The organism is Gluconobacter morbifer G707, from assembly GCF_000234355.1.
Taxonomy (GTDB): domain Bacteria; phylum Pseudomonadota; class Alphaproteobacteria; order Acetobacterales; family Acetobacteraceae; genus Gluconobacter; species Gluconobacter morbifer.
The window spans coordinates 24,271-39,916 of the sequence record NZ_AGQV01000002.1 but is presented as its reverse complement, the minus strand read 5'-3'; the positions used below and the strand labels follow the sequence as shown (position 1 = coordinate 39,916).

Genomic DNA, 15,646 nt, shown 5'->3' with positions numbered 1-15,646 from the left:
GTCTTTCAGTCTGTGTGGAAGTTCAGGCTGAAAGAGGATCGGAGAAGCCGACACCCCGCCCTTCGGGGTCAAGACGATATCCGCCGCCTTCCGTGATCAGCAGGGATGTCTTGCTGGGATCGGGTTCGATCTTCTGGCGAAGGCGGTAGATATGGGTTTCCAGCGTATGGGTGGTCACGGCGGCGTTGTAACCCCAGACCTCGTTCAGAAGCACCTGCCGCGCAACAGGCCGTTGCCCGGCACGGTAGAGGTATTTCAGAATGGCCGCTTCCTTCTCCGTCAGCCGGATACGACGGTTGCGTGCCGTCTCGATGAGAAGCTTGGCAGAGGGACGGAACGCGTATGGACCGATCTCGAAGACAGCATCTTCACTGTTCTCGAAAATCCGAAGCTGCGCCCGCAGCCGGGCCAGCAGTTCACCAATGCGGAAGGGCTTGGCGACATAGTCATTCGCGCCCGCGTCCAGACCGCGCACCACGTCACTTTCATCATCCGACCCGGTCAGGATGATGATGGGCATTCTTACCCCCTTGCGGCGCAGCTCGGCGCAGAAATCGCGTCCGTCTCCATCCGGAAGGGTGATATCCAGCAGCATGGCGTCATATCGGGCGCCAGGTTTGTCGAGCAATTCGCGAGCCTGTGCGACGGATGTAGCCTCAACCGCCTCCAGTTCGCCGCCATGCTGAAGCTGCTCTGCGAGGAGACGGCGAAGGGTATCGTCATCATCGACTACCAGGATGGGGCGGGGACCTGCCATATCGAAACCTGTCTTGTCTGTTTTGTGCGGAAAAAACGTCACATCCGCATGCGTTCGCGTTACAAAACACGCATCCGATCCCGCTTTCCCGTTCAAGAAAGCGGTACTCTCGTATCACGGACTATGACAAGTCCTTCATGAAAAGAAAACAGCCTAATGATTAAAGCTATTTTGAAGCGTCAGGAAAATGGCTGTTCCCTGCGCTTCAGGGACCTCATCATTCCGGCAATGGTGGGTTCCGGAGGCCTGCGACTTGACAAACGTGAAGGCGATCATGCCACGCCGGTCGGGGAGCTGCCCTTGCGACGCGTCCTTTACCGGGCCGATCGTGTGTCCCGACCCGTTATGGGGGCTGCCTTGCCCATTGAACCCATCGCCCCGACAGATGGATGGTGCGATGATCCGGCGTCTGAAGATTACAACCGGCCCGTCACCCTTCCGCATCCGGCCTCCTGCGAAAAAATGTGGCGGGATGATAGGCTTTACGACCTCTGTGTCGTACTGGGATGGAATGATACGCCACCGGAGTCGGGACGTGGCTCCGCCATTTTCCTGCACCTGCCCTCTCTGACAGGCGCGACCGAAGGATGTATCGCCGTCGAGGAAAAAGCCCTGCGGCAGCTTCTTGCACAGGGCTTGACGACGATCACTGTTGAAAAACCCTGATGTAGCCTAGCGGGCTTCCTGCTCAACCGAGACGGGTGGCTTCATGGAAATCATGATGTCACCCGGCACGGGTATCACCTTGTCATTATCTTCGGCGGAACGGATGAAAATGTTCTGCCCTCTGCGGACCACCAGGATATCAAGGCGGTTTTCATCCGTACCAAAGCTGGCGGCGTTCTGCTCTGTCGCCTTGGTCGCAACAAAACGCCATCCCTGATCGAAAAGCGTGGAGAAAAGCGTATAATTCCACGCCGGTTCTCCCAGCACCTTGCCGCGGGCATCCCGTGAAAGCCCATGATAGAAATCAAGCCGGGCAACGCCGGGACTGATCTGATAAACGCGCTGGCGTCCCATGGTCGGCGCCAGATGACCGCATACCATTCCATTGTAAATGCCATCGCCTGTCGTCGCGATCAGATAGTCGGCCGGCCGTTCTTCAAGGGATTCCTGTCCGTATTGTGACAGAAGTTCCGCGCGGAAAACGGGAATGCCAAGCCGCACGGCAGGTCCTAGGGCAGTCGACCGGTTGTCCACCAGCAGCACCGGGACGTTCTCGCGATGCAGACAGTCTGCGAAATTGATGGACCAAGTACTGGCGCCAAGGATAACGATGGCCGGATCGTTTGAGAGGGTCAGACCAAGCGCCCGGGCCAGCGGGCGAAGCGAAAAACCATGAAGGATCATGGTCGCGGCGATGACTGCGAAAACCGCCGGCATGATTAGGTCGGCAGACTGATATCCCGCTTCCTTCAGGCCCAGTCCCGCCTCACCGGCAACCGCGGCGGCAACAATGCCGCGCGGCGCGATCCACCCCATGAACAGCCGCTCCTTCCACGACATGTTTGTATTAATGGTGGAAAGATAAATTCCCACAGGGCGGACCACCAGAAGCACGACGGCAGTCAGGACGATGATGCGGATGGACAGCCGCTCGAGAACACTCCGGTGAAGGTCTGCCGTCAGAAGGATAAACAGGATGGAAACCACCAGAACAACCAGTGATTCCTTCATCCGCCGCAGTTCCGTAACGCCGGGAATGTGAAGATTGGTCAGCGCCATCCCGAAAATGGTGACAGCCACCAGCCCCGCTCCGCCCATCTCCAGATTGCAGGCCGAAAAGATCACCAACGCCATGGAGGTCAGGACCGGCATCTTCAGGATTTCGGGCATCAGATCCCGCGTGAAGAGATAGCGCAGCAGGTAGGCGGGAAGAATACCCGCAGCGATGGATGTGCTGACCGCGGCGAGGAGATCCGGCAGGGTATGCGTGAACAGCACATGAGTATGCAGATCCACATGCAGCATCATCAACTGCAGGACCACGGCGGCCAGAATGGCGCCAAGGGGATCATTGACGATGGCTTCCCATCGCAGGAAAGCCGCAATACGCGGTTCGAGCTTGGCGCTGCGCAGAAGCGGCAGGACGACCGTCGGTCCGGTAACAACGATGATCGCGCCAAACAGGAGTGACGGTCCCCATTCCAGATGCGCGACATAATGTGCGGCCAGCGACCCGAGAATCCAGTTGATGGGAAGCGCCACCATGGTCAGGCGCGCCACGCCTTCCCCAGCTTCCCGAAGCTGGCGGATATCCAGTGCCATTCCGCCTTCGAAAACGACCAGCGCAACAAGAAGCGAAACCAGCGGCCGGAAAACCCACCCCATCGTCTCTGATGGATGCAGGATGCCGAGCCCTGGACCAAAAATCAGCCCAAGCGTGAAAAGCAGCACAATGGCTGGCAGCTTGAACCGCCAAGCTGTCCATTGAGCCACCATTCCAGCCCCGAATGTGGAGGCGATACCGATAAGGATGTCATACTTCATATGGGTCTGGCACAACCTCCACACTGGCAGAATATCGCGGGCTTTTAATTACAGACTGTCACTAACAGGAGGAACGTTATCCTGCCAGAGAACCGGCCAAGTGTCCCCCGTGACCGCTTGGTATTCATATCTGTCGCAGAAAACTGAAGGATTCCCATCCTGCATCTGCAAAACGGAAGGAATGCTGCTTCTGCCGCGACGCTGGAACTGACAGAAACCGGATGAACCGGATCCGGCGGAACCATGTCGGGGACGTGACGCCTGTGGATAGCGATGCATCTGACCCGACCCATTTACCATGACAGTTCAGCACGTACCCCGAATCGCTTCCCCTTCCTGCGCTTTCCGATCAATACGCGTAATTACGGGAATATCCTGATCATGCAGCCGGCTCTTCAGTCGCCTCGGCCGCACGTCGTTCCAGAACACATGCAAAGAACCCGTCTGTCCCATCCCGTAAGGGGGTCAGGGAAAACTGGGCCTTGTTGCGAAGTTCCTGGGGCAGAAGTTCCGGCATCTCTTCTTTCGGAACGCGCCTGAAATCCGTTCTCCGCTTCAGGAACGCATCAATCTGTTGACCATTTTCGCAGGCCAGAAGAGAGCATGTCGCATAGATAAGCCGACCGCCCTCTTTGACCAGAGATGCTGCACGATCAAGGATTTCCGATTGTTTCCTGACAAGTTCCTCAATGTCCGTCGGTGTCAGGCGCAGCCGGGCGTCCGGGTTTCGGCGCCAGGTTCCCGTCCCGGAACATGGTGCGTCCACCAGAACGCGATCAAAGCTCCCGGCACGACGCTTGGCCCATTTGTCCCCTGCTGTCAGAAGATGCCGCTCGACATTGTGCACACCGGCGCGACGCAGACGCTTGACCGCGCCTTCCAGCCGCTTTTCATGCACATCACAGGCGACGATATGTCCACGGTTTTCCATGGTCATGGCAATAGCGAGAGTTTTTCCTCCCGCCCCGGCGCAGTAATCCAGAACGCGATGTTCCGGACGGGCATCCACGGCCGCGACGACAAGCTGGCTGCCTTCATCCTGAATTTCCACAAGCCCGTCCCGGAAAGCCTGGGACGCCGTCACAGGCTGGCGCCCATCCAGCCGCAGCCCCCAGGGGGAAAGCGCCGTCGGTACGGCAGGCAGCGATTCCCGGCGCAGGGCCGTCAGGGCTTTCTGCCGATCGCCCTTGAGAAGGTTCACCCGCAGGTCGAGCGTAGGCGTGCCAAGCATGGCTTCCATCTCATCCGGCAGCCGGGAACCAAACGTCTCCTTCAACATCGGTTCAAGCCAAGCCGGATATTCAAGCCGGACCGGAAGAGGTTGCTTTTGCGTGGAAAGTTCTTTTGATTCTAGAGATTTGAGAGCAATATCTTCGCGCGACGTGAGCGGAGCCTGCGCATAGCGCTCGCCACTGAAGAGCGTGCGGACCTTGTCCATGGGCTCCCCGGACAGGAGCAGCGCTGCTCCGCACAGCAGACGGGGCGAAACATCGCCCTGCACATCGGCAAGATGCCAGTGCAGCCGCTGCCATCCACGCAGAACGTCCCAGACAAGGGTGGAGATCGCCCGCCGGTCGCCGCCGCCGATATACCGGCGCTCACGGAAGAAGGCATTGGCAGTGGCATCAGCAGGGCGGCGGGGCGCATTCTGGATCGCACAAAGCAGATCGATAGCACCGGAAAGGCGGGCAGCGGGGGTCATATCGCCCCCGTACCCCGTTTGGCCCCTCAATGCGAGGGGCCAGTACTCAGGAAATGTCAGTCACGACGATAGTTCGGGGCTTCGCGCGTGATGGTCACGTCATGCACATGACTTTCACGCAGCCCGGCATTCGTGATGCGGCGGAACATGGTCCGGACCTGAAGATCTGCGACCGTGGCGGAACCGGTATATCCCATGCCAGCCTTAAGGCCCCCTACGAGCTGATGCACAACAGGCGCCATGCTTCCCTTATAGGCCACCTGCCCTTCAATCCCCTCGGGAACCAGCTTCAGCGTATCGCGGACTTCCGCCTGGAAGTAACGGTCGGCCGATCCGCGCGCCATCGCCCCTAGGGAGCCCATGCCACGATAGGCCTTGTAGGCCCGCCCCTGATACAGGAACGTCTCGCCTGGGCTTTCATCCGTCCCCGCCAGCAGTGACCCGACCATGACGACATCGGCACCGGCGCCGATGGCCTTGACGATGTCGCCAGATGTACGGATGCCACCGTCGGCAATCGCCGGAATGTCCAGTTCATGACAGGCCGCAGCGGTTTCCATGACGGCCGAGAACTGCGGTACACCCACACCGGCAACCACGCGCGTCGTGCAGATGGAGCCCGGTCCAATACCGACCTTCACGCAGTCTGCACCCGCCGCGATCAGCGCACGGGCCGCCTGCGGCGTCGCGACGTTTCCGGCGATGATCTGAAGGCCGGCATGACGGTGCTTGAGTGTTTCCACCGCACTCAGGACACCGCGGGAGTGTCCGTGCGCAGTATCCACCACAACAACGTCCACACCGGCCTCGACGAGAGCTGCGGCCCGCTTCAGTCCGTCTTCCCCCACGCCGACGGCTGCGGCACAGCGCAGACGTCCCTGACTGTCCTTGATGGCCAGCGGATGGGTAATGGCCTTGTCCATGTCCTTGACGGTGATCAGTCCGATGCAGCGCTGGTTTTCATCCACAACGAGCAGTTTTTCGATGCGATGGCGATGCAGCAGCGTGCGGGCTTCATCCGGCGCAGCACCATTGAGCACGGTCACAAGATTTTCATGCGTCATCAGATCGCGGACGCGGGTGTCGGGATCATTGGCAAAGCGCATGTCGCGGTTGGTCAGGATGCCAACAAGCACGCCGCTCTCTTCCACGACGGGCAATCCGGAAACGCCATGGCGCGTCATGATGGCCTGGACTTCCGCCAGTGTCTGGTCCGGGCCGACCGTGACCGGATTGACGACCATGCCGGATTCGAATCGCTTGACGCGACGGACCTGCTCGGCCTGCTCCTCAATGGAGAGGTTCTTGTGAATGACGCCCATGCCGCCCTGCTGGGCCATGGCGATAGCCATACCGTCTTCAGTCACCGTGTCCATGGCGGAAGACATCAACGGGATATTGAGCTCGATGGAGCGCGTCAGCCGTGTGCGCGTGGAGGTCTGCGCCGGAAGAACGGATGATTCCGCCGGTTCGACCAGAACGTCATCGAAGGCAAGTGCTTCGCGAATACGTTCATTAAGTGATGCTGTGCAGGAAGATGACATGCCCCGCTTGCCCCCGTTCGTCAGACGCCGCAATGGCGCAATGTGTCTGTACCGGAAGCCAAGGAGGCCATCCGGCCGTTGGCGGGGCCTCATAACGCACTTTTCCCTTATCTGGGAAGAGGGTTTATCAGAGTATTTTCAGAAATTTTTTGGCTGGGAGACCTGGATTCGAACCAGGGCTGACCGGGTCAGAGCCGGTAGTTCTACCGCTAAACTATCTCCCAAGCGGTGAGAGGGTGTTTATCAATCCGGTTCCGGGGGCGCAAGGGGGTGTTTCGAGTTTTTTCAGTATTTTTTGATATTTTCCTTGCGGGAGAACGTTCTCCCATCTCATGCTGTTTTTCCAAGGTCCCAGAGCGGGCAGAACGGGAGCCGAGACGGATGATGAGGTACGGAACGGATAACGGGTCTTCAGGGCAGACAGGCATGCGCGCCTATGCCCCGAGAAAGACCGGGCCGTTCTTTGGTGCCATCGATCTTGGAACCAATAACTGCCGCCTCATGATCGCAACCGGAACTTCGACCGGTTTTCGCGTGGTGGACAGTTTCAACCGCTCTGTCAGGCTTGGTGAAGGGCTTCGTGCCAGCGGTCGTCTGGCGGAGGAAGCCATGCGCCGCGCCCTTGATGCCCTGCGCATCTGCGCGCAACGGATGCAGCAATGGCCCCTCTCCCACGTCCGCGCTGTTGCGACGGAAGCCTGCCGTCAAGCCGTAAACGGACATGAGTTTCTTGCGCGTGTCCGGCAGGAAACTGGCCTGAAAATAGACATCATCACTGCGCGTGAAGAGGCTGAACTGGCGGTCGAGAGCTGTTCACCGCTTTTCCGGGAAGAGGCATCCGCGTTCTCTCTGGCGGAACGGGGCGTCCTGTTTGATATCGGAGGCGGCTCCACCGAAATCGCCTGGGTCCGGATTGATCGGCAGCGCCAGACCCAGACCCTGATCGGAACGACCAGCATGCCGGTCGGCGTCATCACGCTTCAGGAAATGTTCGGTGAAGGACACGGCGCATCTTATGAAGAGATGGTAGGACATGTTCAGCATTATCTTCTGAACTTCGAAAACGTTCATCGCATCCGCCGGGAAGTCACCCAGGGTAATGCCCGCCTGATCGGAACATCCGGAACAGTGACAACGCTTGCGGGCGTTGCCATGTCCCTGCCTCGCTATAACCGGTCAGCAATCGACGGACAGACGCTTTCCGGGCAGGTGATGCGCAGTGCGATCGGCACCCTCCGCGGACTGAACCGTGGAGCTCTGGCGTCCCATCCCTGTGTGGGGCCGGAACGTGTCGGATATGTGCTGCCGGGCTGCGCGATTTTTGATGCGATCCATCGTCTGTGGCCCGTTCATGAGGTTACGATCGCCGACCGGGGGTTGCGTGACGGGATGTTGCTGCGTATGGCCCGCGCACATGGTCAGCGTTCCCGCAAAGGGAATGTGCAGACGGCCAGCCGGCACGCCCCGCCCCGCCACAGGGGCCCACTCGGAGATTTTGTCACGATATGAAACCGCCCAGATCCCGCTCCGGTTCGCGCAGGAAGGACACGGGACCGAAGCGTATTCCGGGGAAAGCCCTCAAGAGCGTTTCCAACCCCGGCGCTACCGATGCCAATCTCGACGCCGCGACCAGCCGTACCGCCCGGAACAAGACCGTCTCGCTCCGAACAGCCCGAGGGCGGACAACGGCCCAGCAGCGCTGGCTGAACCGCCAGCTCAACGACCCCTATGTTGCAGCAGCCCGGAAACAGGGCTGGCGTTCACGGGCGGCATTCAAGCTGATCGAGATTGATGACCGTTTCCATCTGATCCATCCGGGAACCCGCATCATCGATCTTGGCGCCGCGCCAGGCGGCTGGACGCAGGTCGCAGTCAAGCGCGGCGCGCAACATGTCGCCGGACTTGATCTTCTGCCAGTCGATCCCGTCGCAGGCGCCGAGATCATCGAAGGTGATTTTACGGACCCCGCGATGCCTGATCGCCTCAAGGACATTCTGGGTGGTCCGGCTGATCTGGTCATGTCCGACATGGCCCCCAATACTACGGGTCATGCCGCAACCGATCACATGCGCATCATGGGCCTTGCGGAAGGTGCGCTGGATTTCGCCTTCCAAGTTCTGGCCGAGGGAGGAGGCTTTGTCGCCAAGGTCTTCCAGGGCGGTTCGGAAAAGCGGATGCTGGATGCCATGAAACTGGCTTTCGAAACCGTACGTCACGTCAAACCGCCCGCATCCCGCAAGGAATCCAGCGAACTTTATGTGATTGCGACAGGTTTTCGCCCCGATCGCCTCGCCGAAGAGGGAAATCCGCTTTCCATCCCCTGAGTGTTACCCTGTGAAAAGCCCGCGTCCCGGGCTTTTCACAGAAGCCTGTCACCTGATCCGGGGAGGATGATCTTCAAGGAAGCGGATCATGGACTGCTGTGCCTTGGCAGCTTCAGCGCCCAGACGGATCAGTCCACCAATCTGGGTCGGATGAAGAAGCAGGGATTTGCAGAACGCTGCCGGGTCGATACGCCCGTTCTCCATACCCTGCCCGACGGCAGGCGGAAGGTTGTGTCTGGCATCATCACAGACGACCCGCAGCACGGCAAACGGGAGTCCGCGCTGTGCGACAGCACCACTTTCCATATCGACCGCCAGACAATGCGAATCCCGTTCGTACCACTCTTTCTCTAGAACCGTTTCCACAATGACGTCGCTATGCAGGACGCCACCCTGGCGGGCATGATTTCCGCCAAAATCCCGGGTCAGTCTGGCATCCGTGGGAATGTTCTTTCCGTCCACACGAACATGATCAGCAACAATGATCGTCCCCGGCTTAAGAGCGGGAGACAGTGCGCCCGCACAGCCAAACGACAGCAGACGCGTCGCTCCTGCCCGAACCAGCCTTTCCGCCCCACGCTGCGCTCCCTCAGGCGTTGCGTTGCTCAGCGCAATTGGGGCGTCGGGCAGGAAGCGACGGATCAGACGCGCTTCCTGTTTCAGTCCTGCAAGAATACCTAGCATCAGTAACCATACTCCACGTAATCGCTCTGGTTCACCGTCAGATTGCGATAGCGCGCCAGCGCCATCAGTGGGAAAAACTGCCGGTAACCATCATGCCGGAGATAAGAGCGTCTGGGGACGATAACGGCTGTAGAGTGGTCTTCCTCCCACACGCCCGTCCTATTCCGGGATGAAACAAGATAAGAAACGCCCCGGCGGGTCGCTTCACTGTCCCGCTGACCAGTCGCCATCAGGGCCAGAAGGGCCCATGCGGTCTGGGACGGAATGCTTTGCCTGAAAACGCCGGCTGAACCGCCCTCATAACTTTCGCAGTCTTCACCCCAGCCGCCATCCTGACGCTGAACGTCCTCCAGCCAGGTGACGGCACGCTTTACCATGGGGTCTGAATGTGGAACGCCCGCAACATTAAGGGCACAGAGAACGGTCCATGTCCCATAGATGTAGTTCACCCCCCACCGTCCGGACCAGCATCCCTCTGGCTGCTGTGCCGCTCGCAGGAAGACGAGAGCCTTTCCGATGGCATGCCGGTCATCGGGATCGCCCGCCTGACAGAGGAACGAAATGCAGCGCGCCGTAACATCCGCGACAGGCTCATCCTGAAGAAGGCCCTGCTCGGCGAATGGAACATGGTCAAGCAGATCATGGGCATTGCTGGCGTCGAACGTCTCCCATCCCCCATCAGCAACCTGCATTCCGAGAATCCACTCCCGGGCATGTTCGACTGCATCCCGGCTGGCTAGCGGATCAAGGCGTTGCAACAGCATTCCGATGAGCGCCGTATCATCCAGATCAGGATAATATTCGTTCCTGCCCTGAAAAGCCCATCCACCCGGCCGCGCCGCAGGAGCATGTACGGCCCAGTCTCCACGTTTCTCAAGGATTTGGCGGTCTCGCAGCCATCGGGCGCTTTTCTGAAGAGCCCTCATGGTGTCCGCGCGGGCGTCTTCAGACAACGTCACGGACGCTTCCAGCACTGCGAGCCCGGACAGGGCCGTATCCCGCGCCGACGTCATGAACGGCTGGCAGTGTGTCTCGTTCTTGCGGGTCACCAGAAGCGTCTGCAGCGCCTGCCAGAGTGTCCTGACCCGGGGATCATCATCCGCCACGCCCAGTGCGCGATACATCACAAGTGCAGCGCTGCTGGCCGAACAGGTCCCGCCCAGCCCTTCCGGTCCCAGACGGGGCTCGATGAAATCCAGCGCAGCCCGGATGGCCTGTCTGTGCAGCTTGCCGGGTATCCGCGAAACAAGCGGACGCAAAATCCTGTCGCCTCGCCTGAACAGTTGTGCCCATGCAGAATGATCGCCGCTGCGGAGCCAGTCGGTCACCTTGGCAGGATTCCTGACGAAGAGCTCCCGAACACCGTCTCCACACAGTTTCACTGCTTCTGGCCGCAAGGCCCCCAGAACCATCAGGGGAACCATGACAGTCCGCGACCAGCAGGAGATGTTCCAGATCGAAAACAGCGCCGATTGCGGCAGCAGCATCACTTCAACCGGCATGACAGGAACCGCCTGCCAAGGCACCTGCCCGAACAGCGCAAGCTGAAAGCGGGTGAAAACATTGACGCGCGCAGCACCGCCATGATCAATGATCGCCACCCGGGCCCGTCTCATATGCGGCGTGTCCGGATCGTCCCCCATCAGTTTCAGGGCAAAATAGGCTTTGACGCTGCTGGAAAGATTGAAGCCGCCACCATGATAGAGCGACCACCCTCCATGATGGCCCTGCAATCGCCGGAGATGAACGGCTATCCGTTGCTGCCGTTCCGGATCGACCCGGCCCAGATAATGTTCAAGCAGGACGTAATCAGCAGAAGTGCCGGCATCAGTTGCAAGCTCGAAGTCCCAGTAACCGTCTTCCTGCTGCTGATCTCCCACCACGCCAAGAGCGTCCTGAATGACCTTTTCAAGAACCTCCGGGCTGACTGGCTGGCGTGAGCGAAGCGCGCTGAGACGATCATCCATGACCTCATCATCTGGATAGATCAGCATTCAGCGGCCCTTTCCGTGCAACGTTCTGACAGACGCTGCTGTGTTATCGTCGGCTCCGGACGAAGTATCCTCACGATTCCGTGTATTCAACAACGGAACGAAACCCGAGTGCGGAGACTGCAACCAGGCCTGACTGGATGGCGCCTTCGATGGTGGACGGCAATCCGGTATCGGTCCAGTCGCCAGCGAGCGCCAGATTGACGGTGTTGGTCCGAGCCGGTGGTCGCCGCCTGTTCTGTGCAGGCGTCGCGGCAAAAGTCGCCCGCTTTTCCCAGACCAGACGTGCAGGCGGCATGGCGGCGGGAAGAGGTGCCGGCAGGACCGGATCAAGCGCATCGCGGATTTCGGACCAGATCGTCGCCAGAAGTTCGCTGTTTTCCCGCCCGGCATAGCGGTTGGCTGCACTAACCGTAACGGAAATGATATCGCCCTTGATGAAAATCCATTCGGCAATGCCACCGACAAGCCCGACAAAACCGGCTTGGGCAACCATTCCCCTTACCTGCGCTGGTGCGGGAAGACGGAAATGCGCATTGGCGATGCTTTCAAACGCATCCGGAACCGTCATCTCCGGAAGAAGGTTCTGGGCAACCAGTGCAGGCGTCGCGAGAATGACGCTGTCTTCCGGCCCCAGTTCCACGCGCCCTTCCGTAGTCTCAAGGGCAACGGCTCTTCCGTCTTTCCGCTCGATGGCGCTGACACGCACACCCATACGAACATGCGCATGGAAACGATCGAGATAAGCCAGCGCTGGATCAATCAGGCTTTCGGACAGCCCCTCTTCCGGAAACCACGGGCAGCAGGCCATCCCTCCTTTGGCGAGAGACTTGCGGATCACGTTCCCCAGCAGTTTCGCGCTGCCGGTTTCAAGGTCCGTATTCAGAACCGAAATGGCGAAAGGTTCCAGCAGACGACGACTGAGCTGTCCCGGCTGAAGGCAGTCGGCAACAACCGTGTCCTCCCCGGCCTTCAGAAAACGCCCCATGGAGGCCAGCTCCCGGATCTTCATTCCCGGGACACGTCGTCCGCCTGGAAGCGCCCAGAACGGGATACGGCCCTTTGAAAGGCGCAGTGTCCACGCCTCGCCGGTGCTCAGGTCATAATAAGGGAAGATGGGAATACCCGGCCCCCGCAATGTGGAGCGGGAACCAAGAATATCGAGATAGCGGAATGTCAGGTCATTTGCCGAAAGGAGCAGATGGTTTCCGTTATCAATCCGGGTATCGAGCGCACGGTCATGAAAGGAACGGGCCCTCCCGCCACAGGCTCGTCCAGCCTCGTAAAGAGTCACCCGGGCCTGTGCGGCAAGTTCCACGGCGGCGGAAAGACCAGCCAGTCCCCCGCCGATGATATGAACATGGCTCATGACGCTTACCTCACATACGCCGCCAGCGCACGGACAGCCCGCCACGGTCTGGAGATTTTGGGCGGCAGATCGGTATTCTTCCAGCCGCGTTTCTCAAGGGCATCCAGAACAGGTTCGTAGGAGGCCGCCATCATGCGGGCCGGACGCATGGCGCGGGAATTGCATTCCTTCATGGCCTGTCGGGCCGCTCGAAAATGATCATGGGCGCGGTTGGCCAGAATGTGGGCCACACCATCAAGACCGTGGGCATACAGCGCCTCTTGCGGACGGGTGGGCACGTTGAAGCGTTCCAGCAGATCCGCCGGCAGATAAAGACGCCCGCGCTCCGCATCCTCGGAGATGTCGCGCAGGATGTTGGTCAGTTGCAGGGCGCGTCCAAGATGCAACGCCACGGAATCCGCCGCCTTCGAGGATTCTCCGAAAGCCCGGACCGACAGACGGCCCACGGCGGACGCGACACGGTCACAGTACTGGTCAAGGGTCTTTTCATCAGGGGCGACGATTGGCGTTCCGCAGTCCATGGCCATGCCATCGATGATTGCATGGAAGTCTTCGGCGCGGAGATCAAAGCGGTGAATGGCGGCAATCAGGACACGGTCGAGCGCATTATGCGCCTCTCCGCCATACAGGCGGTCGATCCGGGCATGCCAGTCATTCAGGGCCGCCATTGGATCGGCAACGCTTGCGTCTCCGTCCGCAATATCATCCACTTCCCGGCAGAAGGCATAGATCGCGAACATGGCCTGCCGGCGGGCTGGCGGCAGCACGCGCATGCCCCGACCGAAGGATGTGCCCGAAGCGGTAACGATCTGTTCAACATGGTCCAGATCGGCCTGCGCGCAGGGAAGGCTGGAAGAAGCGCGCATCCTGCTGAAAACCATGTGTATCCCCCGTAATATTCAAGAAGTCCTGCGTTTTAGCGCCAAATGTGACGCCAACAAAGCCAGCGTGAACGGAAAGTCCGGCCATGCGTTACGGTGATGCCGAAACGCCACACTTTCTTTCGAGGATTTCCCGATGCGTCTGATGAATTCTGCCCTGCTTCTTGCTGGCCTGTCCCTGTCGGTGACGGTCTCGGCCTACGCCGCCTCTCCGCAGACACAGAGCGGTCATGCCGATCACCTACTGGCGGATGACCATTCATGGAATGGCGTAGCTTACACGCATTATCCTACGACGCAGCCCATGCTGAGCATGATCCGGCTGACGATTCCGGCCCATAGCGCCCTCCCTTGGCACGTTCATCCATTTCCCAACGCAGGTTATGTCCTTCAGGGCTCCCTGACGATCGAGGATCGCCAGTCGGGAAAGAAACGTACGTTCCATCAGGGAGAAGCTTTTGCCGAATCGGTTGAAGACGTGCATCGCGGTGTTTCCGGCGACGGGCCAACCGTTCTCCTGCTGACCTATGCCGGAACACCAGGCAAACCGCTCTCGGTTCCCGTTCCGGGAGAAAAATCCGAGTACTGATCGGCTTTGAGCAATCACGCTTTGACAGGAAGTTCGTTTCGATTTTAGCATGTTTATGCTGAACATCGCAGGGACTTCCTTTGACCATGACGCATTCTCTTTCTCCTGAAAGCCGCGAGGATCTTCTGTCCCGGGGATATTCCCGGCGCAGTCTGGGCCGGGTCGCCGCCCTCCTCGCAGGCGGCTTCGCAGCCCACTCCCTGATTGGAAAGGCCGAGGCTGCCCCGCTGACTGCCCTGCCAGAAGGAGACATCGCCAAAATGGTCCGGATCGGCAGCAACGAATGCTGGACCGGTCCTTTTCCGGAAGCCGCACAAACCGGAGCAGCGGTTGTTTACCAAAGCAACCGTTATGATCCGACCGGCCATATGCGCTCGGATCTGATCAGCGCCGCCTCATCCGTGGAAAATATCCCTGAAACCCATGTGATGCCGTGGTCGGGATCGTCTGATCCACTGGCACGGGCCATCGTTACGTTCTGTTCGCCTGCACGCGGTCTCGTAACGGCTGACCCCAGTTATGAAGCAGGATGGGTCACGGCGGACTGGCTCAAGATTCCCCTGAACCGTGTCCCTCTCATGGCTCACCGCGGTTACCGGACAGACGTACGGGCCATGCTCAAGGCCAATCCAAATGCCGGAGTTTACTACATCTGCTCCCCAAACAATCCGACCGGCACCCTGACCCCTCTGGTTGACATCAAATGGCTGGTGGAACACAAGCCAGAAGGTTCGGTCGTTCTGGTCGACGAAGCCTATATCCATTTTTCCGGCACGCCGAGCGCCGTATCTCTGGCAGCACAGGACAAGGACATAATCGTCCTGCGGACGTTCTCGAAAATGTTTGCAATGGCCGGAATGCGGCTGGGCCTGAGCTTCGCGCGTCCCGACCTGCATGAACGGATGCTGCGTTATGACGGTGAAAGCGCAACACGCATGCTGCCGATGCCCGCCGTGGCCTGTGGTACGAAAAGCCTCTCCATGAAAGATAACATTGTCGCACGCAGGAAGGAAATGATCGCAGCCCGTTCCATGACGTTCCGTCATCTTCACAAGCGCGGCCTGACGTTCATCCCATCCGACGCCAACATGTTCGTTCTGGACTGGAAGCAGCCCGCCGCTCCCATCAAAGAGGCATTCCTCAAAAAGGGCGTCATCATCGGGCGGTCCTGGCCCATCTGGCCGAACGCATCGCGCATCACGGTCGGTTCCATGGAGGACATGCAGCAGTTCTGCACAGCGCTGGACGCAATTATTCCCGCCTGATGCGGAAACACGGGGAGATCCTGAATCTCCCCGTGTTCCTTTCAGTTCCG

The 15,646-nt window shown here is 59.5% G+C and carries 13 protein-coding genes and 1 tRNA gene; 5 read left to right on the top strand and 9 right to left on the bottom strand.

Annotated features, from left to right (window positions below; all coding sequences use genetic code 11):
- Nucleotides 1–22 precede the first annotated feature (22 nt).
- A complete protein-coding gene (locus GMO_RS04970; RefSeq protein ID WP_040508442.1) occupies nt 23–757 on the bottom strand; it encodes a response regulator transcription factor in 735 nt (244 codons plus the stop codon).
- A 156-nt stretch (nt 758–913) separates the two neighbouring features.
- Between GMO_RS04970 and GMO_RS04965 the strand changes: the two genes are divergently transcribed.
- The gene (locus GMO_RS04965) at nt 914–1,423 is read left to right on the top strand and encodes a L,D-transpeptidase family protein (protein ID WP_040508274.1); all 510 of its coding nucleotides are present in this window, start codon (nt 914–916) and stop codon (nt 1,421–1,423) included.
- Nucleotides 1,424–1,429: 6 nt separating this feature from the next.
- Here GMO_RS04965 and GMO_RS04960 read toward each other — a convergent pair whose 3' ends face one another.
- From GMO_RS04960 to GMO_RS04940, 4 genes are all read right to left on the bottom strand, one after another.
- Complete coding sequence (locus GMO_RS04960; RefSeq protein WP_008851215.1) at nt 1,430–3,247, bottom strand: cation:proton antiporter; 1,818 nt, start codon at nt 3,245–3,247, stop codon at nt 1,430–1,432.
- Nucleotides 3,248–3,626: 379 nt separating this feature from the next.
- Nucleotides 3,627–4,949 carry an RsmB/NOP family class I SAM-dependent RNA methyltransferase gene (locus GMO_RS04950; protein WP_008851213.1) on the bottom strand — a complete coding sequence of 441 codons (1,323 nt, stop codon included), beginning with the start codon at nt 4,947–4,949 and terminating at the stop codon, nt 3,627–3,629.
- Nucleotides 4,950–5,005: 56 nt separating this feature from the next.
- Nucleotides 5,006–6,493: an IMP dehydrogenase gene (gene guaB / locus GMO_RS04945; protein WP_040508440.1), complete on the bottom strand. Its 1,488-nt coding sequence runs from the start codon at nt 6,491–6,493 to the stop codon at nt 5,006–5,008.
- 150 nt (nt 6,494–6,643) lie between these two features.
- Nucleotides 6,644–6,717, bottom strand: a tRNA-Gln gene (locus tag GMO_RS04940).
- Between the two features lie 157 nt (nt 6,718–6,874).
- On the opposite strand from GMO_RS04940, the gene GMO_RS04935 reads away from it, so the two are divergent.
- Together GMO_RS04935 and GMO_RS04930 are read left to right on the top strand one after the other, a co-directional pair.
- Nucleotides 6,875–8,002 carry a Ppx/GppA phosphatase family protein gene (locus GMO_RS04935; protein ID WP_008851211.1) on the top strand — a complete coding sequence of 376 codons (1,128 nt, stop codon included), beginning with the start codon at nt 6,875–6,877 and terminating at the stop codon, nt 8,000–8,002.
- Nucleotides 7,999–8,817 carry an RlmE family RNA methyltransferase gene (locus GMO_RS04930; protein WP_008851210.1) on the top strand — a complete coding sequence of 273 codons (819 nt, stop codon included), beginning with the start codon at nt 7,999–8,001 and terminating at the stop codon, nt 8,815–8,817. Before GMO_RS04935 ends, GMO_RS04930 begins: the two co-directional genes overlap by 4 nt.
- Before the next feature lie 48 nt (nt 8,818–8,865).
- Here the strand turns inward: GMO_RS04930 and GMO_RS04925 are convergent, their stop codons facing one another.
- From GMO_RS04925 to hpnD, 4 genes are all read right to left on the bottom strand, one after another.
- Entirely contained in the window at nt 8,866–9,501 is a 636-nt protein-coding gene (locus tag GMO_RS04925; RefSeq protein ID WP_008851209.1) for a nucleoside phosphorylase-I family protein, read from the bottom strand.
- Nucleotides 9,501–11,495 (bottom strand): squalene--hopene cyclase, encoded by a 1,995-nt coding sequence (gene shc / locus GMO_RS04920; protein WP_008851208.1) that lies wholly within the window; start codon nt 11,493–11,495, stop codon nt 9,501–9,503. Before shc ends, GMO_RS04925 begins: the two co-directional genes overlap by 1 nt.
- 70 nt (nt 11,496–11,565) lie before the next feature.
- A complete protein-coding gene (gene hpnE, locus GMO_RS04915) occupies nt 11,566–12,861 on the bottom strand; it encodes a hydroxysqualene dehydroxylase HpnE (RefSeq protein WP_008851207.1) in 1,296 nt (431 codons plus the stop codon).
- 5 nt (nt 12,862–12,866) lie between these two features.
- Nucleotides 12,867–13,742: a presqualene diphosphate synthase HpnD gene (hpnD, locus tag GMO_RS04910; protein ID WP_008851206.1), complete on the bottom strand. Its 876-nt coding sequence runs from the start codon at nt 13,740–13,742 to the stop codon at nt 12,867–12,869.
- Nucleotides 13,743–13,887: 145 nt separating this feature from the next.
- Between hpnD and GMO_RS04905 the strand changes: the two genes are divergently transcribed.
- A complete protein-coding gene (locus GMO_RS04905) occupies nt 13,888–14,331 on the top strand; it encodes a cupin domain-containing protein (RefSeq protein ID WP_040508439.1) in 444 nt (147 codons plus the stop codon).
- A gap of 86 nt (nt 14,332–14,417) precedes the next feature.
- Entirely contained in the window at nt 14,418–15,596 is a 1,179-nt protein-coding gene (locus GMO_RS04900; RefSeq protein WP_040508269.1) for a pyridoxal phosphate-dependent aminotransferase, read from the top strand.
- The last annotated feature ends 50 nt before the right edge of the window (nt 15,597–15,646 follow it).